The organism is Sphingomonas sp., assembly GCF_030145815.1.
Lineage (GTDB): Bacteria > Pseudomonadota > Alphaproteobacteria > Sphingomonadales > Sphingomonadaceae > Sphingomonas.
Map to the genome: position 1 here is coordinate 33,378 of NZ_JAIXHL010000024.1, position 20,441 is coordinate 53,818.

Here is a 20,441-nt window from a genome sequence, read left to right on the forward strand (position 1 = left end):
AGGAGAATTTGAGACACAGTGCCGCGATTGTGGATGCGATCTGGTGCTGAGCCCTGTGACGGGCCGGTGGCGGTTTTCCGGGGTGATGGGCTAGGGTGGCTGGCTATTCCTGCCGTCACCCCGCGAAAGCGGGGGCCCGTCTCGCGAACTGTCCGCTCGCCGCGCCGGTGCGATTTACCGATTCTGAAGGAGATGGGCCCCCGCTTTCGCGGGGGTGACGATCTTGGTTCCGATCGGTGTCAGCCTGCCGCCGCCGGTAGCCGCAGCCGCACCATCAGTCCGCCGAGGTCCTCGCTTTCCTCCAGCGTAACAGTGCCGTCGTAAATCTCCGCGACATCGCGGACGATGGCGAGGCCGAGGCCGGTGCCGGGCTTGCCAGTGTCGAGCCGCACGCCGCGATCAAAGATGCGGATGCGGTCGGCCTCGGGGATGCCGGTGCCGTCGTCCTCGACCAGGATCTCGACGAAGCCCGCCTCGATCCGGACGGTGATGAACACGCTGCCCCCGCCATATTTGGCGGCGTTTTCAACGAGATTGCCCATGATCTCGTCCAGGTCCTGACGCTCGATATGCGCGATCAGATCCTTGGGTCCGTCAGTGTCGATACGGACATGGGGGTAGAGGCGGGCGACCGCGCGCTCGACCGATTCGACGCTGGGCCAGACCGGCGCGCGACTGTGCGCGCTGCCGCGACGGCCGACCGCGCGGGCGCGGGCGAGGTGGTGGTCGACCTGTCGCCGCATCGTCCGCGCCTCGCGCACCACCGTCGCGGGCAGGTCATCGGACTGCGCCGTCGCGGCGTTCATGATGACGGTCAGCGGGGTCTTGAGCGCATGGGCGAGGTTGCCGGCGTGGCGTCGCGCTTCCTCGGCCTGGCGGTCGTTATGCGCGACGAGGCCGTTCAATTCCTCCACTAGCGGCGCGACCTCGGCGGGCATCGCGCCGTCGATCCGGGGGGTCTCGCCGGTGCGCAGCTTCTGGATGGCGATGCGCAGTTTGCGCAGCGGAAGCAGACCGTACCAGGTTTGCAGCGCCGCCATCGCGATCAGCCCGGCGGCGAGCAGCAGGAAGCTGCGGACCAGCGTCTTGCGCAGCGCCTCGATCTGCGCGTCGAGCACGTCACGCGTCTGGGCAACCTGGAAGCGCCAGCGGACCGGCGATCCGGGTAGCCGCACGTCGCGCTCGACGATGCGCAGTCGCTGGTCGAGCTGGTCCGAGTCGTAAGTGTGCAACTCGAGATCGTTGTGCTGCATTCCGGTGTCGAGGCGACGGTCCCACAGCGAGCGTGAGGGAAACGGCTCATATCCCGGTCCCGACACCTGCCAATACAGACCCGAATAAGGTTCGAGAAAGCGTTGGTCGGACAGCTGGCGGTTGAAGGCGACGTTGCCATTGGGGTCCAGCTCGGCCGACACGATCAGCGAGGTCAGGATATATTCCAGTCCTTCGTCGAAATTGCGTGTGACCGCATTGGTCAGCACGCGATCGAGCGCGAAGCCCCCCCCGGCCAGCAACAGCGAGATCCATGCGGCCGCAATCAGGATCATGCGGCGGCTGAGTGAGCCGGTGCTTGGGGTGTAGCTGCGCGGGGCCGGGTCGCCGGGGCGAGTCTCCACCGGCGCTGCCACGTCCTGCGCCGGCGCGCGGCGCACGAACGGGAAGGATCGCGACAGCGTCAGGCCGAACGGGAGCTCAGGCACCGGCCTCCGCCGGTTCTTCGAGGCTGTAGCCAAGACCGCGGATCGTGGTGATGACGTCGGCACCCAGCTTCTTGCGGATGCGCGTCACGAACACCTCGATCGTGTTCGAATCGCGATCGAAATCCTGGTCGTAGATATGTTCGATCAGCTCGGTGCGGCTGACCACCTTGCCCTTGTGATGGAGCAGATAGGACAGGAGCTTATATTCCTGCGCGGTCAGCTTCACCGGCTCGCCGGCCTTGGTCACCTTGCCGCTGCGCGTGTCGAGGCGGATGTCGCCCGCGATCAGCTCGGCGCTGGCATTGCCCGACGCGCGGCGGATCAGCGCGCGCAGGCGCGCGATCAGCTCCTCGGACTGGAAGGGCTTGGCGACATAGTCGTCGGCGCCCGCGTCGAGCCCGGCGACCTTGTCCGACCAGCTGTCGCGCGCGGTGAGCACCAGCACCGGGGTAGTCTTGCCCTCCTTGCGCCAGCGGTCGAGCACGGTCAGCCCGTCCACTTCGGGCAGGCCGAGGTCGAGGACGATCGCGTCATAGGCCTCGGTCGAGCCGAGATAATGACCTTCCTCGCCATCGCTCGCGGTGTCGACCGCATAGCCCGCGCCCTCAAGCGTGGACTGAAGCTGGTTGCGGAGATTGGGTTCGTCCTCGACGATCAGAACGCGCATCGGTGTTTTCCCTCTTTAGCGCCGGGTCAGCCGCCCGAACGGCTCATCACCTGACCGGTGCGGCCGTCGACATCGATCCAGATGACGTTTCCATTGCGCAGGAACTTCAGCGTGTAAATGCCGGTTCCCGAATCGAAGTCGAAACCGAGATAGCGCGCGCCCTGCCGCTCCATCTGCGGCACCACCCGCGCCTCGATCGCGCGCAGCGGCAACAGCTTGCCCTGAACGCGGCCAGCACGCGCAGCCTCCTGGTCGCTGCGCCGGTCCTGGGGCGTAGCGTGAACCGGGGCAGCGGCGGCGAGAAACGCGCCGAGACAAAGGACACCAAACATCTTCATGACTTGGATGGCATAGGCCCGCCGCGTTGAACAGCCCGTGAATGCGGCGGAAAGGTGGCTGTCAGGAACGGGCCGGCGGTCGGTGCTTGCCCGATGGCGCGCGCGGCCCTACCTGCCCCCGCCATGGCTGCCCCCGTCCTCTCCTATGAAAAGCTCGGCCTGATCCAGGGATCGGGCTGGTTGTTCCGCGACCTCGACATCCATATCGGCGCGCGCGACCGGCTGGCGCTGATCGGACGCAACGGTGCGGGCAAGACGACGTTGCTCAAGCTGATTGCAGGGCAGGTCGACGCCGACGAGGGGCGGCGGACGATCCAGCCGGGCACGCGCGTCGTGATGCTGGAGCAGGAGCCGCGCATGGCCGGCTGCGTCACGCTGATGGACTATGTCCTGTCGGGCGACGATGCGCCGGCGCGGCATGAGGCGGAGGCGATTGCCGACCAGCTGGGCATCGACCTGATGCGTGAGGCGGCGACCGCGAGCGGGGGCGAGCGGCGCCGCGCCGCCATCGCCCGCGCGCTGGCGATGGACCCGGACGTGCTGCTGCTGGACGAGCCGACCAACCATCTCGACATCCATGCAATCGAATGGCTGGAAGAATGGCTGACCCGCTATCGCGGTGCGTTCGTGGTGATCAGCCATGACCGCACCTTCCTGACGCGCCTTACCCGCCAGACACTGTGGCTTGATCGCGGGTCGATGCGGCGCGCGGAAGTTGGCTTTGGTGGGTTCGAGGCGTGGACCGATCAGGTCTATGCCGAGGAGCAGCGCGCGGCGGAGAAGCTCGACGCGCGGCTGAAGCTGGAGGAGCATTGGCTGCAGCGCGGGGTGACCGGGCGGCGGCGGCGCAACCAGGGGCGGCTGACCAAGCTGCTGGAGATGCGCGCCGAGCGCGCAGCGATGACCGGGCCGCAGGGCGCGGCGAACCTCACCACTGCGGCGGACGATTCGAAGACCAAGGTTGTGATCGATGCCAAGGGCGCGAGCAAAGCCTATGGCGACCGTACGATCATCCGCGACCTGACGCTGCGCATCACGCGCAAGGATCGGATCGGCATTGTTGGCAAGAATGGTGCGGGCAAGTCGACGCTGCTCAAGCTCCTGACCGGCGAGATCGAACCCGATAGCGGGACGGTGACACGGGCGAGGACGATCGATCCGGTGATCATCGATCAGCAACGCAGCCGAATGCAGCCGGACAAAACGGTGCGCGAGGTTGTCGCCGATGGCGGCGAATGGATCGATGTGCTCGGCACGCGCAAGCATATCCACGGCTATTTGAAGGAGTTCCTGTTCGCGCCGGAAATGGTCGAGGCAAAGGTCGGGACGCTCTCGGGGGGCGAGCGCTCGCGCTTGCTGCTCGCGCGCGAATTTGCGCGGCCGTCGAACCTGATGGTGCTGGACGAACCGACCAACGACCTCGACCTCGAAACGCTCGACCTGCTGCAGGAAGTGATCGCGGATTATGACGGCACGGTGCTGATCGTCAGCCACGACCGCGACTTTCTCGACCGCACGGTGACGATGACGATCGGGCTCGACGGGTCGGGCACGGTCGACATGGTGGTCGGCGGCTATGCCGATTGGGAAGCCAAGCGCAAGGTGCGAACCGAGGCGAAGAAGGTGGCGGTCAGGGCCGCGCCGGTCGCGGAGACACCCAAGGCGCGGACCAAGCTGACTTATAAGGACCAGCGCGATTACGACCTGCTGCCTAAGCGGATCGAGGAGCTGGACGCAGCGATTGCGAAGGACGAGGCGGCGCTGGCCGATCCGGAGCTGTATGCGAAGAACCCGAAGAAGTTCGACGCGCTGATGGCGGCGATCGCCAAGGCGCGCGACGAAAAGGATGCGGCGGAGCTGCGCTGGCTGGAACTGGCGGAGATGGCCGAGGGGTTGGGGTGAGGCTTTAAGCCGGCACCACCACGTCGATGGCGCGTTCGGCGACGCGCACGGTTACCGGCACGCGCGCGAGCACTTCGCCGTCGATCGAGATGCTGCGGCGGGGGCGGGCGTCGAGCTTCAACTCGGTCCCGCGAAACTCCTCGACCAGCTTTTCGCGGCCGCGCAGGCGGAAGAAGCGCAGATACCAGTCCCAGGCCAACCGCCAGCGATTGCGGCCGGTGACGACCTGGATCATCATCTCGCCGCTCTCGACGCAGGCTTCGTCGCTCATCACCACGCCGCCGTGGAATTTGCCGTTGAGGATGCGGACCTCGCTCGCCCACATGCGGTGCGCGCCGCGATCATCGGTCACGGTGACGCGGAACGGGCGGAAGCGGGCGAAGCACCATAGCGCCCAGGCAAGATAGCCAACACGGCCCAGATATTTCTTGAGGTTGTGCGGCACCGTCTTTCCGATCATCGGCGACAGACCCATTGCGGCGGCATTGGCGAAATAGTCGCCGTCGATCATGCCGAGATCGACCCGGCGGCGTTTGCCGGTAGCGATCGTCTGGATCGCGCCGTCGAGATCGAGCGGGATGCCGAGCGTGCGCGCGAAGCTGTTGGCGGTGCCGAGCGGAAGGACGGCGAACACGACGTCCTTGCCGACAACATCATCGACCACGCCCGACAGCGACCCGTCGCCGCCGCCGACGATCACCATCGGCGCGCCGCTGCGGATTGCGTCGCGGACGGTGTCGTCGAGCAGGTCGGGGTCTTTCACCGGATGCGCGGCGATCAGGCGGATGCCAGCCGCCTCGATCTTATCGCGCGCCTGACCGAACAGCGTTTCGCCGCGTCGAGACTTGGCATTGACGATCAGCACGGCTTCGCGCGGGACGGGCAGGGTCGTTGTCATCGCGCAATAACTGCGTGCGGGCCGGGAAGGTCCATCGGCTGATCAGTAAAGCAGCGCACGTTCGTCGATTTCCCGGAACACCGGCAGGTCGAGCGTGGCGGCTTCGGCCCAGCCGACATGGACGACGTCTTCGAAATACCAGCGGTCATGGTCGCCATCCGATTTGGAGTTGCAGCGCAACGTTACGCGCTGACCGAACGGCAGGCGCACGATCCACTGGTCGAGATTTGGGCGATATGGGGCGTGGTTGGCGACGTTGAAGCGCAGCCAGAGATGGTCGCTGCCCTCCATCCGCGTGGCGAGCGGGACGCGCCAATCCTCGATCACGCCCAGCTCGCCATAGCTGGTCGTTGGCGCGAAGTTGGTGCGGCCTTCATGGTCGATCCGCTGGTACCAGCCGCGCGCGCTGGCGTGCGGCGGGTCGAACGGGACTTCGCGGGGCAGGGCGTTGCGCACAGCTGACCACGGCATACCGCGCGCCGCCTTGTCCCAATGGATGTGGACATGCTGGATCGCGAGCTGCCCCCTCACAGGCGCTTGCCGTTCCGCCCCGCCAGATCGACGACATATTGCCACGCGACCCGGCCCGATCGGCTGCCGCGCCGGGTCGCCCAGTTGATCGCCTCCGCCGCGTCGAACGGCAGGTTGTGATCCTGCGCATAGGTGCGGACGATTTCGACATAGGTGTCCTGGTCGATCGCGTGGAAGCCGAGGCTGAGCCCGAAGCGGTCGGCGAGCGCGAGGCTGTCGTCGATGCTGTCGCGCGGGTTGATCGCGCTCGCCTGTTCCTCAAGGTTGCGGGGGATCAGGTGGCGGCGGTTGGAGGTGACGAACAGGCGGGTGTTGGCCGGCCGCGCCTCGGCTCCGCCTTCGAGGAGCGAGCGCAGTGCGCGACCGTCCGACGCGGCGTCGAAGCCGAGATCGTCGAGGAAGATGACGAACGCGCGGGGGGCGCTCGCGAGTTCGGTGAACAGGGTGGGGAGCGTGTCGAGCGCATCGGCCTGTGCCTCGACCAGCGCGACGGCTCCGCCTTCGGCCTGAACGGCGGCGACCGCGGCCTTACTCAGCGCCGATTTGCCGGTACCGCGAGCGCCCCATAGCAGTGCGTCATGTGCCGGAAGGCCGGCGGCGAGGCAGCGGACATTTTCGACCAGCGTCGCCTTTTGTGCGTCGATCCCGACCAGTTCGGACAGCGGGAGCGGCGCGAAGGCGCGGGCGGGCTGGAGATAGCCCCCCGAAGAACCTCTATGCCAGACATAGGCGGGATGCGCGGTCAGGTCCGGCGCGGGCGGCGGTGGTGGCGCGAGCCGTTCGAGCGCGGCGGCGATGCGGTCCAGCGGGTCGGTCATCTAGGCGAGGGCTAGGGGGTGGGGCGGGGGTTGGCAATGCCTCAAGGTTCGGGCACGCCTGCCGGAATGCAAGGTGACCAGTTCCCCATCTGGCTTTTCGCCCTCGCATGGGGCTGGGTGGCCCTGATACTTGGCGCGTCCGCGCTTTATCGTAAGGCGAACGGCAAGCCGATCATCCCCCGCTTACCCAAGGATGCACTCTATTCCGAGCGAGCCGCGTCGGGCCGTTGGGCGAACAACTGCTTGATGGTGGCCCTGACCAAAGATGCTATCGGAGTAATTCCGTTTTTTCCGTTCACCCTCGGGTTCCTGCCTGAGGTGTATCAGCTGGAGCGCGAGATTCTATTGAAGCATGTTCGCCGCGTCACCGTTCGGACGTCGGCTTGGGGGCTGAATGTCGCGATTGACTACGGACCTGCTGAGCGGACCCTGAAACTCAAATTGCGAGACCCCGATGCTTTCGCCAACGCGCTCGTGGGGCTCGGTGTAAAGGTCATCCGCTCCTGAGTTGCATCAGGCCAGTTTCGCCAGCAGCGCTTCCGCCGCGCCCTTGTCGGTGAAGCCGGGGGTGGCGAGGGCGGCGCGGGTCTCGGTCACGGCCTCGTCCTTGCGACCGGCGTCGGCATAAGCCTGCGCCAGTTGCCAGCGCAGCATCGGGTGGCGTGGGGCGAGGGTCACGGCCTTGCGCAGCAGCTCGATCCCGGCGGTGTGATCGCCGCCTTGTGCCAGCGCCCATCCCATGGCTCCCGCGACCGCCGGGTTGCTGGGCGCGATCAGATAGGCCGCTTCGGCATAGCGCGCGGCGCGGTCGGGCTCGCCGGCTCCGGCATAGGCGAAGGCGAGTTCGGCGAGCAAAGCAGCGTCGCGATTGCCGATGCGCAGGCGGATTGCCTCCAGCGAATCGATCGCCGCGTCGAAATCGCCCGCCGCCGACTGCCAGTGCGCGGAGAGGCGCAGCGCGGACAGGTTGAACGGGTTTTGCGACAGGAACAGCGCGAGCGTGGTCGATGCCGTCTGGCGCTGGCCCGAGCGGTCGAGCGCTTCGACCAGTCGCAGCATCGCGGGTTCGTCGAATCGGATGCCGGCAGCGGTCTTGTACCATGGCACCGCGTCCCCGGGGCGCTTGAGCAGCATCAGCACGTCGCCAACCAGGCTGGCCGATGCGGGGGCTCCGGGGTTGCGCTGGGCGACTGCCTGCGCGCGGGCGAGCGCTTCGCCGCCGCGGCCATTCTCGATCAGACCACGCAGCAGCGGGATCAGCGTCTTGGGGTCGTCGCCGCCCGCCTTGCCCGCTGCGGCGGCGAGGATCGGCAGCGAATCGTCGGAGCTGAACCAGTCGGGATTGTCGCGCACTGGCAGTGCGGCGCGGTCGAAATAGCGTGCCGCTTCGGCCCGCTCGCCGATGCGCTCATAGCCGCGCGCCACCAACGTGAGCGCATAGGTGTCGGCGTCACCGCGCGCGACGACCGGGCGCAGGACGTCGATGCCGTTCTTCGACGCATCGGCGCGGAGCAAGGCGGTGGCGAGCAACTTGCGCGCATTGATGTTCATCGGCTGCAGGGTGATCAGCGTGCGCAGTTTCTCGATCGCGCGGGCATAGGCGCCCTCCTCAAGATCGAGGGCGCCGCCGAGCAGTAGCCCGCCGGGAAGCTGGCCCACGCCGCCGCCAGCGCGGGTGAGCAGCTGGCGGGCGAGGTCGAAGCGCTGAGCGCGGGCGGCGAGCACGGCTTGCAGATAGAGCGCCTGCGGGCTGCGCGGACGGACCTCCATCGCGCGGCGGGTGAGGTCGAGCATCGCGCGCGTCTGTCCGGCATCGCCGAGCGTCGCGGCGTACTGGATCAGCGTGGCGTGGCGATAGGGATCGCGCTGCAACGCGCGGTCAAACCAGGGGAGCGACGCGACGAGGCCATATTGGGTGCGGACCAGCTCGCCGCGCAGCAGCAGCGCGTCGGTATTGCCCTTGTCGAGATCGACCGCCTTGGCGCTCGCCTCGATCGCGCCGACCACATCGCCCGCGTTGAAACGGAAGCGGCCGAGTTCGGTCCACGCGTCGGCGCTTTGCGGGGCAAGGCGCACGGCGGCGGTCGCGGCTTCCTGTGCCGCGGCGAGGTTGCCGCCCGCGACATAGGCGCGGGTCTGAACGCGCAGGGCGTAGAGGCGGTCGGCATCCGGTGCCTTGCGGCTTTCGACCAGCGCGCGGCGAGGATCGCCCTGCAACAGGATCGCGTGCGCCATCAGCGCATGGGTGCGGGCAGGGGCGATGCCGCTGTCGAGCGCGCGGCGGAGCGCGGCTTCGGCGGCGACGCCCTCGTCGAGCGCGAGGTTGGCGCGGGCGAGCGCGAGGTGCGCCTCACCCCAGGCCGGATCGGCGCGGACCGCGCTGAACGCCTGGCTGCGCGCGGCCGACGCGTTGCTAGCTTTCAGATAGGCTTCGCTACGCGCCAGTGCTTCGCGCGCGGCGGCGGGGTCGGGGCGGTCGGTGATGACCGATTTGAATGCGAAGAGCGCGACCGCGAACGCGCCGAGGCACAGGCCGAACACGACGATCCGCCGCAGCGTGACGCCGCGGCGCGCGCGCTTCTCGCCCGAACGGCGGCGGCGGCGGGGTTCAGGGCTGGAGGTCATAGGCCTTCATCAGATCATAGAGGGTCGGGCGGCTGATCCCGAGCAGGCGCGCGGTGCCGGAGATATTGCCCTCGGCGCGGGCCAGCGCATGGGCGATGGCGCGGCGGTCGGCGGCTTCGCGGATCGCCTTGAGGTTGATCGGCTCCGCTACTTCTGCCGGGGCGAGGTCGAGATCGGCGGCGGTGACGAGCTTGCCATCGGCCATAATCGTCGCGCGCTTCACGCGGTTTTCCAGCTCACGGACATTGCCCGGCCAGTGCCACGCGTCGATCGCGTCGAGCGCGTCGGGGGCAAAGCTCTTGGCGGGCAGCTTCATCGCGCTGGCATGCTTGTGCAGCAAATGGCGCGCGAGCAGGCCGGCGTCGCCCGGGCGCTCGGCGAGGCTGGGGATGCGCACGACGATCTCGGCGAGGCGGTAATACAGGTCCTCGCGGAAGCTGTTCGCGGCGACCATCGCGTCGATGTCCTGATGGGTCGCACAGACGACGCGGGTGTCGACGGGGATCGGTTTGCGCCCGCCGATCCGCTCGATCACGCGCTCCTGCAGGAAGCGGAGCAATTTGACCTGGAGCGGGAGCGGGACGTCGCCGATCTCGTCGAGGAACAGCGTGCCGCCCTGCGCCTGTTCGATCTTGCCCTCGGTCGTCTTGACCGCGCCGGTGAAGGCGCCCTTTTCATGCCCGAACAGCTCGCTTTCGAGCAGGGTTTCGGGGATCGCGGCGCAGTTGATCGCGACGAACGCGCCCTTGCGTCCGCTCGCCTCGTGCAGGCCGCGTGCGAGCAGTTCCTTGCCGGTGCCGCTCGCGCCGAGCAGCATGACCGAGACGTCGGCGGGAGCGACGCGCTCGATCGTGCGGGTGACCTTGAGCATCTCGGGCGCGCCGGTGATGATGCCGCCTAGCGCATTGCCGCTCTCCGCGCGCGCGGCGAGGCGGCGGTTTTCGGCTTCGAGCGCATGGACGTGGAAGGCGCGCGCGACGATCAGGCCGAGTGCGTCGATGTCGATCGGCTTCTGGTAGAAATCCCAAGCCCCCATCGCGATGGCGCGCAGCATGGATTCATGCGCGCCATGGCCGGACGCGACGATCACCTTGGTATCAGGCTTGAGCGCGAGGATCGCTTCGAGCACCGCGAAGCCCTCACTGGTCCCGTCGGGATCTGGCGGCAGGCCGAGGTCGAGCGTGACCACTGCCGGCTCCTCGGCGCGGAGGAGCGCGATGGCGCTTTCGCGGTCGCTGGCGGGGAGGATCTGATAGCCCTCATAGGCCCAGCGCAACTGGCGCTGCAGGCCGGGATCGTCCTCCACCACGAGCAGTTTCGGCAGGGCAACAGGCTTGTCGGTCATGCGGCGTTTCCAAGGGCGTGGGTGTCGGCGCGGGCGGCGCGCAGGGTGACGCGGAAGCGGCTGCCGCGCCCTTCCGCGCTCGATACGTCGAGTCGTCCGCCCATATCCTCGGCCAGCTTGCGCGCCTCGAACGCGCCGATGCCGAAGCCGCCGGGCTTTGACGAGACGAAGGGACGGAACAGCTTTTCGCGGATGAAGGCAGGCGACATGCCGCAACCCTGATCGATCACGTCGATCGCGACCGCATCGCCCAGTTCGACGATGGCGAGGGTGACGCGGGATTCGGGTTCGCTCGCGTCGATCGCATTCTGGATCAGGTGGCCGAGCAGGGTTTCAAGCCGGGCGGGATCGGCGACAGCCATCGGGTCGCCCTTGCTGACCACCTCGACCGGATGGGTCTGCTCACGGCTGCGCGCCATGCGGCGGAGCAATGGGGCGAGCGGCATGGCGACGGGCGGTTCGTTGCGGGCGCGATGGTGCTGCGACAGGCGCGCGAGCAGGTCGTTCATGCGGCCCGCCGAATCCTGCAGCGTCGCGACCATGTCGGCGCGAAATTCGGGATTGTCGGCGTGCCGTTCGGCATTGCGCGCGACCAGGGTCAGCTGGCTCACCAGATTCTTGATGTCGTGCATGATGAAGGCGAAGCGGCGGTTGAACTCGTCGAACCGCTCGGCCTCGGCGAGCGCCTCCTGCGCGCGTTCCTCGGCGATGTGGCTCGCGACCTGACGGCCGGCAGCCTTGAGCAGGTCGAAATCCTCCCAGTCGAGCGCGCGAGGCACCGGGGGACGGGCGAGCACGATCGCACCGGCGAGCTTCTGCTGGTGCGGCAGCGGCACGACCACCCACGCCTGATCCCAGGCGCGGATCGAGGGCGGGACTGCGTCGGCACCCGCGCCGGTGTCGAGTTCGATGACGGTTGCGGGATCGACCCGGTCGAGCTGCCAGCTTTCGCCATAGGCGGCGGGCAGGTCTGCGCGCGCGACATTCCATCCCGCGCCGACGGTCAGGCTGTCGCCCTGCGGCAGCAGCAGGACGCCGGCGGGGGAGTCGGTGAGGTCGGCGAGCGCCTTGACGATACGTTCGTCCAGCGTCGCCGCCCCGTCGGGCTCGCCCAGCGTCTCGGTGAAGCGCATCCACTCGGCGCGATAGTCGTAGCGGTGGCGGAAGAAATGCTTGGCCAGTTTCACCTTGATCCATGCGCGCAGCCATGAGCTGGAGATCAGCGTGAGGATCGCGGCGGTGGAGCCGAACACGAAAGCGGTCTGGAGTAGCCGCGCATTGGGGCCGCCGATTGCCGCGAGCGCGCTCGTGGCGGCGGCGAGCAGCGCGACATAGACGCCGATCGCGACCAGGGTCAGCGCCTGGTAGATCACCGTGCGCGACATCTGCACCGGCCGGTCGCCGCGATGCTGGAGCCCGGCGGCGATCGCCATCGCGATCAGCGCCATCGCAAAGCCACGCACCGCGACCAACTGAAGCGGCCAGCGCTCGACCAGCCAGGCGACGGCGAGCAGGTTGATATCGACCAGCCACATCGCGCCAAGTGCAAGGATCACCGGGCGCACCGCATGGCTCTGACGCGGGGCGAGCGCGCTGTGTAGTCCCTGCACCAGCAGGAGCGCCGCGACGGTCGCGAGCATCTTGAGCAGCAGGGCGGCGTCGAGCATCGGGCGGGGCAGATCGCCTGCGGCGCTTGCGAAGATGTCCAGCGTCGCAGCCATCAGGATCACCACCGCGACGACCCCGAACACCGTGCCGATTGCTGCGGGCGGCCGCTCGATCACGCCGCTGCGATAGAGCGCGACCATGAAGCCGAACCAGGCAAGGTTGCGGGCGGCGGCGGCGATTTGCGTGACGAGATCGCTTTCGCCGATTCCCGCGACTGCCAGCGCCCAGAGCGCGGTGACGGCGAGCGCGGCGACCAGTGGCACGCGCGGCATCGCCACCCCGTCGCTGCGCAATGCCCAGAGCCCGATTGCGCCGAACAACAGGGCAGCGAGCGCGTGGCCCCAAAGGATCAGCGTCGCGAGCATGGAGTTACCGCGCCCCGTCCGGGAACAGCACCACGCGCAACGTCTGCAGCAGGATCAGCAGGTCGAGGAACGGCGAATAATTCTTCGCGTAATACAGGTCATATTCCAGCTTCTGCCGGCTGTCCTCGATCGACGCGCCATAGGGGTAGTTGATCTGCGCCCAGCCGGTGATGCCCGGCTTCACCATGTGGCGTTCGGCATAATAGGGCAGTTGCTGTTCGAGATCCTCGACGAATTGCGGGCGTTCGGGGCGCGGGCCGACAAAGCTCATCTCGCCCTTCAACACGCTCCAGCATTGCGGCAATTCGTCGATCCGCACCTTGCGGATGAAGCGACCGACGCGGGTGATGCGCGGGTCATCCTTTTCGGCCCAGACAGCCTTGCCCGCGACCTCGGCATCCTGGCGCATCGAGCGCAATTTGATGATGTCGAACCCCTGACCGTAGAGGCCGACGCGGCGCTGGCGGTAGAAGGCGGGGCCCTTACTCTCGAGCTTCACCGCGAGCGCGCCGAGCAGGATTACCGGCAGGGTGATCGCGAGCAGGATCAGGCTGGCGGTGATGTCGAACAGCCGCTTGAACATGCTCGACAACATGCGGCCGGAGGAGAAGCCGTCGGAGAAGATCAGCCAGCTGGGGTTGACCGATTGCAGGTCGACGCGGCCGGTCTCGCGCTCGAGGAAGGTCGAGATTTCGTTGACGTGCACGCCGGTGGTCTTGATGCGCAACAGATCCTTGAGCGGAAGCGCGTTGCGGCGTTCCTCGAGCGCCAGCACCACTTCGCTGGCGTTGAGCAGCACGACATGGTCGGCAAGGTTGTAGATCGCGTCGCGCGCGATCGCTTCGGGGATCACGCGGTTCGCCTCGCTCATCGAGACATAGCCGACGACGACGAAGCCCGATCCGGGCTTTTTGGACAGGACCTTCAGCCGCTCCGCGCGCGGGCCGGCGCCCAGCACCACGACGCGGCGCTTGAATACCTGGCTGCCCAGCGTCTTGCCGAGCAGGATGCGCAGCGCAAACAAGGCGACGAATGACGCCAGCATCGCGTAGAGCAGGTTCGAGCGCCAGAAGGTGAGCGCTGGGACCAGGAAGAAGATCACCGACAGGAAGATCGTGCCGAGCGATACCGCGACCAGCAGGCGCGCGGTGGCGACGCGGTTGGATTGCAGCGAATCCGCGCCATAGACCCCGACCGCGATCATCGCGAGTTCGAGGCTGGCGACAAAGCTGAGCATCTGGGGGATGCGGGTGACGATCGGGTCGACCGCCATCCCGATCTGGTGCGCGCGGTAGATCCAGCCAAACTCGGCCGCCCCGAACAGCAGCATGACGTCGAACAATGCCAGCAGCAGCACTGCGTTCGGGATATAATGTTTGAACAGGCGGATCATGATGGCCCAACCCTAAAGCGCGAGTGTAAACAAATCCGACACTGGCCCCCATGTCGGCGAAATTGACGAAGAAATGCTGAACGGCGGAAACTGCGCGCCACATAAGTGTTTGGGAGTGCAGCCCGCGCCGCCTATGGGTATCGCGCGTCGGGGGATGTGAAGGGCAGTCAATGAGCGAGCATGAAGCGATCGTCCCGGTGATCCTGTCGGGCGGTTCGGGCACCCGGTTGTGGCCGATGTCGCGCCCGGAGCGGCCCAAACAGATGCTGGCGCTGACCGCTGACGAAACGATGCTCCAACTGACCGCGCAGCGTGCGCCGGCGGAAGCGGGGTTCGGCGCGCCGATCGTGGTGGCCAATGCGCTGCATGCCGACATGATCGAACAGCAATTGGGCGGCTCCGACGCGATCCGCGCGATGATCCTGGAGCCGATGGGGCGGAATACCGCGCCAGCGATCGCACTGGCGGCACTGGCGGTCGATGGCAGCGCGCCGCTGCTGGTGATGCCGTCTGACCATGTCATCGCCGACATCCCCGCATTCCACGCGGCGATCGAGGCGGCGCTGCCAGCGGTGCGGGACGGTTGGATGGCGACGTTCGGGATCAGCCCTGATCATCCCGAGACCGGCTATGGCTATATCCGCGTGGGGGAAGCGATCGGCGCGGGCATCCACCGCGTCGCACGCTTTGTCGAAAAGCCTGAGCGCGCATTGGCCGAGGCGATGGTCACGAGCGGCGACCATGTGTGGAACGGCGGCATCTTCCTGTTCCGCGCTGATGTGTTCGTCGAGGCGCTGGCTGAGTTCGCGCCGGAGATGCTGGCCGCAGCGCGCGCGGCGATGGAGCGGGCGGTGCGGGAGGGGAATCGCATCCTGCCCGATGCCGCAGAGTTTGCGCGCTCGCCGTCCGACTCGATCGACTATGCCGTCATGGAGAAGGCGTCGAAGGTCGCGGTCGTGCCGGTGCGGATGGGCTGGTCCGACGTCGGCAGCTGGGACGCGCTGCACGCGATCAGCGCCTGCGATGCGAGCAACAATGCCTGTCGCGGCGACGTGGTGGCGATCGACACCGCCAACTGCCTGGTCCGCGCTGGCGAGGGCAAGAAGGTCGCGCTGGTCGGCGTGTCCGACCTGATCGTGGTGGTCGATGGCGACGATGTGCTGATCCTGCCGCGCGGGCGGAGCCAGGAGGTCAAGCGCGTGCTGGCGGCGATGAAGGATTAAGGTTTCGGCACAAAAACGATCGTGACGCCGTCGAGCGGGCGGGCCTGCATGATCAGCGGTGGCGGGACGCGTTCGCCGTCGATCAGGATGTAGAGGCGGCCGGGGATGACCTCACCAGCGCGGAAGCGGTCGGTTTCGGCCTGTTGCCGCGCGGCGCTGGCGTGGGAAGTGCGGGCGACATAGACGCTGCGCACCGGCACCCCGGCCTTGGCGGCGCGCCAGGCGATTTCCTGAAAATGGCCGAGCCCTTTGGTCACGTCGCCGGGGATGAAGGCGATGTCGTCGGCCTGCGCGATCAACTGGTCCCATTCTGGCGAGGTGGTGCGGACGTAAAGCGGCGCGCGGCGCGCCTCCGCCGATTGCGCGCGGATGGCGATGGACATGGGGGCGAGATCTGCGACCTGCATGACGACCGCTGCGATCAGGGCGAGCCGGGCGGGGCGATCCGGCAAGCGATAGATGACCCGCAGCGCGACGAACACCAGCACATAGGCGACCGGCCAGAACAGACGTCCCGAGGCACGCACGGCGTCGAGTGCATTGGCGATCTCGACCGGCAGATGCAGGCGGGGGAGCGCGTATCCGGCGATGTCGGGATAGGTGCTGACCGCGAGCAGGGTGAGGACGACCAGCGCCGGGATCAGCCAGCGATAGCGCGACAGGCTGTCCGGCGTGTCGGGCGCGGGGCGGGGCAGGCGCCGGGCAAGGATCGCGGCGGCGGGGAGCAGGAGCAGCAGGCCAAGGCCGAGATACTGGAAGCCCTCGAACCCGCGCCCGGGGCGTTGCTCGATCGCGGGGAGGAAGGTCGAATAGGTTTCGACCCCGGGGTTCCAGAGCGCGTCGAGCGGCATTGCGAAGGCGCCATAATTGCCCGATGACTGGAAATCGCCGAATACGCCAAGGCTCCAGGCGATGGCGAGGACCATGGCGATCATCGCTGCGCCTTCACCGAGCAGGCGGGGCAGGGCACTGCGGTCCTTGCCCAGCCGCTCCAGCATTGCGCTGGCCCAGATCGCGCCGACCATCACCAGCAGGTAGGAATGCACCAGCGTCGTCAGCGCGATCAGCACCGCCCAGCCGCGATTGGACGCCGACCGCTGCGGATCGTCGAACCGCCACAGCGCCCACAGGATCAGCCAGTGCGCCATCAGATTCACATGAACGACGCGGGTGAACAGCGTCGGCACCGCGGCGAGCAGCAGCACGCCGCACCACAAGGCGACCGGGCCGGGGGCGTAGCGGCGCAGCAGCAGCCAGGCGAAGAACACTTGGAGAAACAGGCAGGCGAGCAGCCACCAGCCGATCAGCTGCGCGTCGGCGGGCAGCGCCCATTGCAGCAGGAACCCGATCGCAGAGAGCAACGGGTTGCTGTCGGTGAACAAGAGCGGCGTTCCTTCGGGCGCACCGAGCAGGCTGGTGCGCAGGAAGCCCGGCGCGGGATCGTGCAGCCAGGCGTGCAGGCCCAGCGCATTCTCGCCATTGTCCGTCCCGCGCAACAGCCAGCCGACATTGCCGATGTCGAGGATCTGCCAGTGAAAGAACACGCCGAACAGCGCGAGCGGCAGCAGGATCAGGGGCAGGCGGGGATCGGCGGCGCGCATCAGCGGGCTATAGGTCGCGCCGGTGCGCCCGGCCAGTGTCAGCGCGTGAAGCGCCGCACCAATGCCTGCGCTGCGGTCGTGGCTCCGGCGGTGAGGCCGCTGACGCTGCGCGGGTTGAACAGCCGCAGCCGGTGGCGCACGCGGCGCTCGTCCATCCACTCGGCCTTATAGCCTTCATCGCCATTGCCATAGTCGATCAGGTCGGGCCGGTCATGGTCGAGGACGTGGCGGAACATCGCGTGCGACAGCAATGTCCCCGGCGAATTGGCGCGCTCGCTTTCGAGATGGGCGAGCTTGTGGATCGTCGCGACGCCATGTTCGACCGTCCAGAATTGCGCGGCGACCGGCTGCCCATCGCGCAGAGCGATGCCAAGCCGCAACGTACCCGCCGCCCCTTCCTGCTCGGCAAAGGCGCGGACAAAGGCGGGTGAGCCTTCGTTCGGCTTCCAGCTGCCGGCATAGACCGTTTCATAGGCGGCCCAGGCATCGGCATCGAAGCGGTCGAAGATCCGCGTTTCGACCGGGTTGGCCTTGGCGCGGCGGCGCACGGTGTTGCGCAGCTTCGACCCGCGCCGCGCCCAATAGGCGTCGAAGTCAAGCCCGGCGGTGTGCGCGACCCAGTGCGCGGTTTCGACCCGATCGATCGCGATCCAGCCTGCGGCTCGGAAGGCCGATTGCAGTTCGGCCGACACTTCGGGTTCGAGCGGCCATAGCGCGAGCGCACCGAAGCGGCTGCCGACCTGCGCGACCAGCCGGTCGAACAATGCCGCGCGCACCTCTGCCGGACAACCGGGCGTGGCGATCGGGGCGAAGGCGAGGGTGTACCAGCGCGCGAAGCTGCACGCGCGGCCCGATCCGCTGACCCGGAGCGGCAGCCACAGCGCGTGCGGTCCCTGACGCACGGTTGCGACGGCGAGCGCTGCGTCGGGCCACAGATGGCGCGCCGTCAGCCCCAGCCAGTCGATCCGGTCATAGGGGCTGCGTTGAAACGGGCGATCGAGCATGCCCGCGGCATCGCGCACGAGCGTGTCGACCGACTCGATCACGCGCGCTGCGACCGGCGCGGCCTGCGCCTCGATCCGCGGGAAATGGGCGGTCATTCGACGTGGCCCGTTATGCGCCGCGCCTTCTGGATCCCGCGCCAGGCAATCGACTTGAGGTGATTCTGTTGCGGGAAGCGCGCGGGCATCGCAGGATCCAGCCCGGCCTTACGCAGCAGGCGGTTGAGCGCATGGGCATCGGCCTCGCGATAGCTCCACTCGGAGCGCCAGGTGACCGAGAGCGAGATCGACATCGCGTCGCCATTCTGGACCCAGTGCGGCGCCTTGACCGGCACATAGAGCGCGTCGCCCGGCGTCAGGCGCAGTGGCGTGCCCTTGGCTGCGAAGCTGTCCTGGAAGGGCAGGTTGCGGTGGCCGCCCTTATGAAACGCCTCCTGCAACGCGCCGGGTACCAGTTCGGGGTCGGCGGCGGGGAAGACAGTCATCACCTTCTCGCCGCGCAGTTGCATCAGGATGTTGTGCTCGGGGTCGATGTGGAACGGCGTGACCGCGCCGGGCGAGGACACGAAGATGAATGCCTCGCGCTTGAGCATCGCGCCGGTGCTGCGCGCGACGAGCGGCTCGATCTCGTCCAGCACGGTGTCGAGCAGCGCGCGGTAGAGCGGGTCTTGATCAACGAACTTCAGCACCATCCACGATCCATTCTGCTCGATCGAGCGGATCGTTTCCTCGACCGACAGGCCGTTGCTCTTCAGCTCCGACGGGTCGATGCCGACGGGGATGTGCGCCAGATTCTGTTCGACATCGACCGGCCGGATGCGCTGCGACAGCGCGACCAGCGCGTCGAGCTCGAACAGGTCGTGGCCGTACAAATTGTGGCTAAATACGCCGGGCCGCTCAGGGTAGAGCGACGAGAATTGGGTGCGGGCGTCGGTATCGAAGATCGGGGTCATGCGTCGCTCTCCACGGCGGGAACGGGGCGGTTGCGCAGCGCGCGGACGGCGGCGGCGGCGCGCTCAAGGCTGCGTGCGGCGGTGAACAGGGCGCGGCGGTGCGCGCCGGCGAGTGGAACCGAGACGCGGACGATCGCGCGCCGCTCGCCCCACAGGCTGTTGATCATCGGGTGATTTTCGACCGCGCAGCTGTCCATCCAACCGATATCGCCGCGCGCCAGCAGCTGGAGATTGTCGATCTGTAGCAGCACGCCGGGCGAGAAGCGTGACAGCCGTTCGTCAAACGCCGTCTTGAACGAGAAGGCACCTGGCGGGGCGAGCAGGTTGACCAGCATCGCGATCGCGACGCCGTTGAGGTCGATGCGCACGATGTCGAGCTTGTCCGCAGCATGCGCGCCGGTGACGACATCGCGGAAGAAGGCCGCGGTTTCGGGGGTGCAGGCAAGTGCGGACCCGGCCGCGCCCTTCCAGCCGGCGCGTTCAAGCGTGAGAAAGTCCTCGATCCAGTCGCCGACCGCATCATCGGGGCCAAGGCGGCGGGTCTCGACCGGGCCCTGTTCGAGTAGCCGCGTGCGCAGGCGACCGAGTTCCTTGCGCTTCTTCTTGCGCACGGTGGCCGCATAATAGGCGGCTGGCGATAGCTTGGTCGCGAGCATTGCCCGCTCGATTCGGTGGACGGCATCGCACGGGCGGTCGAGGCTTTGGGCGGCCGCGATCAGCCCGCGATGGACCGGACCCTGTTCGACCAGCCCGCTGACATGGAGCAGCGCGCCCGCCGCCGGATCGCTATCGAGCGCGGTCAGGAGCGCACGCCAGGCTTCCGTCTCATGACCGCGGCGGAGCAGCGGGGCGCCGAGGAAACGGTGATAATGGGCCCAATTCTCGGTATGGCGCAGCGGGATGCGGCCATAGCGGGTGGCGGGGATGACCGGCATCAGCCCGATCAGCTGGCCATTGCGGTGCACTGCAAGCTGTCGCACTCCGGGCGGGAGCAGATGGCGACTCGCCTCGGCGAACCAGCGCTCGGCAAAAACGTCGGGCTCCGCGGCATCACGGGCGAGCGCATCCCACGCGTCCGCAAATGCGGAGTCGGGACTGGGCAGCGCCATCACCTCGACCTGCGTTTCGGCCGCGACTGGGCACAGCGCAACGGGCGCAGGAATGCGCTCGCTGCCCGTGTCGATGGCCGTCACCGCATTCATCGCCGCTCCTGCAGGGTCTGGATCACGCGCATGGCGTAGCGGCGAAGCGTTAAATTTCCCCGAGTTTGTGCGCATCTTGGCTGGATGAAAGGATTGCGCGTCGGGACCCGGGCAACGGTATCGATCGATCGCGCCGATTACTTCCCATTTGGGTAAGGGTACCGCGCGACGACGCGCTGCGCCAAACGCATTCGACCCGGGTGTGAATCGT

The 20,441-nt window shown here is 67.6% G+C and carries 17 protein-coding genes; 3 read left to right on the top strand and 14 right to left on the bottom strand.

Going from position 1 to position 20,441, the window contains the following annotated elements; translation table 11 throughout:
- Window positions 1-239: 239 nt before the first annotated feature.
- The 3 genes from KYX69_RS18295 to KYX69_RS18305 all read right to left on the bottom strand — a co-directional run bounded on the left by KYX69_RS18295 (window position 240) and on the right by KYX69_RS18305 (window position 2,699).
- Window positions 240-1,547 carry an ATP-binding protein gene (locus tag KYX69_RS18295; RefSeq protein WP_300499979.1) on the bottom strand — a complete coding sequence of 436 codons (1,308 nt, stop codon included), beginning with the start codon at window positions 1,545-1,547 and terminating at the stop codon, window positions 240-242.
- Between the two features lie 145 nt (window positions 1,548-1,692).
- A complete protein-coding gene (locus KYX69_RS18300; RefSeq protein ID WP_300499897.1) occupies window positions 1,693-2,367 on the bottom strand; it encodes a response regulator transcription factor in 675 nt (224 codons plus the stop codon).
- A gap of 26 nt (window positions 2,368-2,393) precedes the next feature.
- Window positions 2,394-2,699, bottom strand: a complete 306-nt coding sequence (locus KYX69_RS18305; RefSeq protein WP_300499899.1) for a hypothetical protein — start codon at window positions 2,697-2,699, stop codon at window positions 2,394-2,396.
- 129 nt (window positions 2,700-2,828) lie between these two features.
- Here KYX69_RS18305 and KYX69_RS18310 point away from each other — a divergent pair, with 129 nt between their 5' ends.
- On the top strand, window positions 2,829-4,607 hold the full coding sequence (locus KYX69_RS18310) for an ABC-F family ATP-binding cassette domain-containing protein (RefSeq protein ID WP_300499902.1): 1,779 nt from the start codon (window positions 2,829-2,831) through the stop codon (window positions 4,605-4,607).
- Between the two features lie 4 nt (window positions 4,608-4,611).
- Here the strand turns inward: KYX69_RS18310 and KYX69_RS18315 are convergent, their stop codons facing one another.
- The 3 genes from KYX69_RS18315 to KYX69_RS18325 are packed head-to-tail and all read right to left on the bottom strand — an operon-like array spanning window position 4,612 to window position 6,854.
- A complete protein-coding gene (locus tag KYX69_RS18315; RefSeq protein ID WP_300499904.1) occupies window positions 4,612-5,505 on the bottom strand; it encodes a diacylglycerol kinase family protein in 894 nt (297 codons plus the stop codon).
- 42 nt (window positions 5,506-5,547) lie between these two features.
- Window positions 5,548-6,036 carry a hypothetical protein gene (locus KYX69_RS18320; protein ID WP_300499906.1) on the bottom strand — a complete coding sequence of 163 codons (489 nt, stop codon included), beginning with the start codon at window positions 6,034-6,036 and terminating at the stop codon, window positions 5,548-5,550.
- On the bottom strand, window positions 6,033-6,854 hold the full coding sequence (locus KYX69_RS18325) for an ATP-binding protein (protein ID WP_300499908.1): 822 nt from the start codon (window positions 6,852-6,854) through the stop codon (window positions 6,033-6,035). Before KYX69_RS18325 ends, KYX69_RS18320 begins: the two co-directional genes overlap by 4 nt.
- Window positions 6,855-6,920: 66 nt before the next feature.
- Here KYX69_RS18325 and KYX69_RS18330 point away from each other — a divergent pair, with 66 nt between their 5' ends.
- On the top strand, window positions 6,921-7,361 hold the full coding sequence (locus KYX69_RS18330; RefSeq protein ID WP_300499911.1) for a hypothetical protein: 441 nt from the start codon (window positions 6,921-6,923) through the stop codon (window positions 7,359-7,361).
- Between the two features lie 6 nt (window positions 7,362-7,367).
- Here the strand turns inward: KYX69_RS18330 and KYX69_RS18335 are convergent, their stop codons facing one another.
- Genes KYX69_RS18335 through KYX69_RS18350 form a run of 4 tightly spaced genes read right to left on the bottom strand, consistent with a single transcriptional unit; the run spans window position 7,368 to window position 14,250 of the window.
- A complete protein-coding gene (locus KYX69_RS18335; RefSeq protein WP_300499913.1) occupies window positions 7,368-9,479 on the bottom strand; it encodes a tetratricopeptide repeat protein in 2,112 nt (703 codons plus the stop codon).
- Window positions 9,463-10,824 carry a PEP-CTERM-box response regulator transcription factor gene (prsR, locus tag KYX69_RS18340; protein ID WP_300499915.1) on the bottom strand — a complete coding sequence of 454 codons (1,362 nt, stop codon included), beginning with the start codon at window positions 10,822-10,824 and terminating at the stop codon, window positions 9,463-9,465. The genes KYX69_RS18335 and prsR overlap by 17 nt, the downstream gene beginning before the upstream one ends.
- Window positions 10,821-12,857: an XrtA/PEP-CTERM system histidine kinase PrsK gene (gene prsK, locus KYX69_RS18345; protein WP_300499918.1), complete on the bottom strand. Its 2,037-nt coding sequence runs from the start codon at window positions 12,855-12,857 to the stop codon at window positions 10,821-10,823. Before prsK ends, prsR begins: the two co-directional genes overlap by 4 nt.
- 4 nt (window positions 12,858-12,861) lie before the next feature.
- Window positions 12,862-14,250 (bottom strand): TIGR03013 family XrtA/PEP-CTERM system glycosyltransferase, encoded by a 1,389-nt coding sequence (locus KYX69_RS18350; protein WP_300499921.1) that lies wholly within the window; start codon window positions 14,248-14,250, stop codon window positions 12,862-12,864.
- A gap of 170 nt (window positions 14,251-14,420) precedes the next feature.
- Here KYX69_RS18350 and KYX69_RS18355 point away from each other — a divergent pair, with 170 nt between their 5' ends.
- Window positions 14,421-15,473 carry a mannose-1-phosphate guanylyltransferase/mannose-6-phosphate isomerase gene (locus KYX69_RS18355; RefSeq protein WP_300499923.1) on the top strand — a complete coding sequence of 351 codons (1,053 nt, stop codon included), beginning with the start codon at window positions 14,421-14,423 and terminating at the stop codon, window positions 15,471-15,473.
- Here KYX69_RS18355 and KYX69_RS18360 read toward each other — a convergent pair.
- From KYX69_RS18360 to KYX69_RS18375, 4 genes are read right to left on the bottom strand one after another with little or no spacing between them, the layout of a single operon-like run.
- Window positions 15,470-17,074 carry a DUF6311 domain-containing protein gene (locus KYX69_RS18360; protein ID WP_300499926.1) on the bottom strand — a complete coding sequence of 535 codons (1,605 nt, stop codon included), beginning with the start codon at window positions 17,072-17,074 and terminating at the stop codon, window positions 15,470-15,472. The genes KYX69_RS18355 and KYX69_RS18360 overlap by 4 nt on opposite strands.
- Window positions 17,075-17,112: 38 nt before the next feature.
- Window positions 17,113-18,174 (bottom strand): GNAT family N-acetyltransferase, encoded by a 1,062-nt coding sequence (locus KYX69_RS18365; protein ID WP_300499929.1) that lies wholly within the window; start codon window positions 18,172-18,174, stop codon window positions 17,113-17,115.
- The gene (locus tag KYX69_RS18370) at window positions 18,171-19,028 is read right to left on the bottom strand and encodes a cupin-like domain-containing protein (RefSeq protein WP_300499932.1); all 858 of its coding nucleotides are present in this window, start codon (window positions 19,026-19,028) and stop codon (window positions 18,171-18,173) included. Before KYX69_RS18370 ends, KYX69_RS18365 begins: the two co-directional genes overlap by 4 nt.
- Window positions 19,025-20,230 carry a GNAT family N-acetyltransferase gene (locus tag KYX69_RS18375; protein WP_300499935.1) on the bottom strand — a complete coding sequence of 402 codons (1,206 nt, stop codon included), beginning with the start codon at window positions 20,228-20,230 and terminating at the stop codon, window positions 19,025-19,027. The genes KYX69_RS18370 and KYX69_RS18375 overlap by 4 nt, the downstream gene beginning before the upstream one ends.
- Between the last annotated feature and the right edge of the window lie 211 nt (window positions 20,231-20,441).

Coding starts and splice junctions, on each gene's coding strand:
- KYX69_RS18370 (WP_300499932.1), bottom strand. CDS start 19,028: ATGACCCCGATCTTCGATACCGACGCCCGCACCCAATTCTCGTCGCTC.
- KYX69_RS18335 (WP_300499913.1), bottom strand. CDS start 9,479: ATGACCTCCAGCCCTGAACCCCGCCGCCGCCGCCGTTCGGGCGAGAAG.
- prsK (WP_300499918.1), bottom strand. CDS start 12,857: ATGCTCGCGACGCTGATCCTTTGGGGCCACGCGCTCGCTGCCCTGTTG.
- KYX69_RS18350 (WP_300499921.1), bottom strand. CDS start 14,250: ATGATCCGCCTGTTCAAACATTATATCCCGAACGCAGTGCTGCTGCTG.
- KYX69_RS18330 (WP_300499911.1), top strand. CDS start 6,921: ATGCAAGGTGACCAGTTCCCCATCTGGCTTTTCGCCCTCGCATGGGGC.
- KYX69_RS18310 (WP_300499902.1), top strand. CDS start 2,829: ATGGCTGCCCCCGTCCTCTCCTATGAAAAGCTCGGCCTGATCCAGGGA.
- KYX69_RS18365 (WP_300499929.1), bottom strand. CDS start 18,174: ATGACCGCCCATTTCCCGCGGATCGAGGCGCAGGCCGCGCCGGTCGCA.
- KYX69_RS18375 (WP_300499935.1), bottom strand. CDS start 20,230: ATGAATGCGGTGACGGCCATCGACACGGGCAGCGAGCGCATTCCTGCG.
- KYX69_RS18300 (WP_300499897.1), bottom strand. CDS start 2,367: ATGCGCGTTCTGATCGTCGAGGACGAACCCAATCTCCGCAACCAGCTT.
- KYX69_RS18355 (WP_300499923.1), top strand. CDS start 14,421: ATGAGCGAGCATGAAGCGATCGTCCCGGTGATCCTGTCGGGCGGTTCG.
- KYX69_RS18325 (WP_300499908.1), bottom strand. CDS start 6,854: ATGACCGACCCGCTGGACCGCATCGCCGCCGCGCTCGAACGGCTCGCG.
- KYX69_RS18315 (WP_300499904.1), bottom strand. CDS start 5,505: ATGACAACGACCCTGCCCGTCCCGCGCGAAGCCGTGCTGATCGTCAAT.
- KYX69_RS18305 (WP_300499899.1), bottom strand. CDS start 2,699: ATGTTTGGTGTCCTTTGTCTCGGCGCGTTTCTCGCCGCCGCTGCCCCG.
- prsR (WP_300499915.1), bottom strand. CDS start 10,824: ATGACCGACAAGCCTGTTGCCCTGCCGAAACTGCTCGTGGTGGAGGAC.
- KYX69_RS18360 (WP_300499926.1), bottom strand. CDS start 17,074: ATGCGCGCCGCCGATCCCCGCCTGCCCCTGATCCTGCTGCCGCTCGCG.
- KYX69_RS18295 (WP_300499979.1), bottom strand. CDS start 1,547: ATGATCCTGATTGCGGCCGCATGGATCTCGCTGTTGCTGGCCGGGGGG.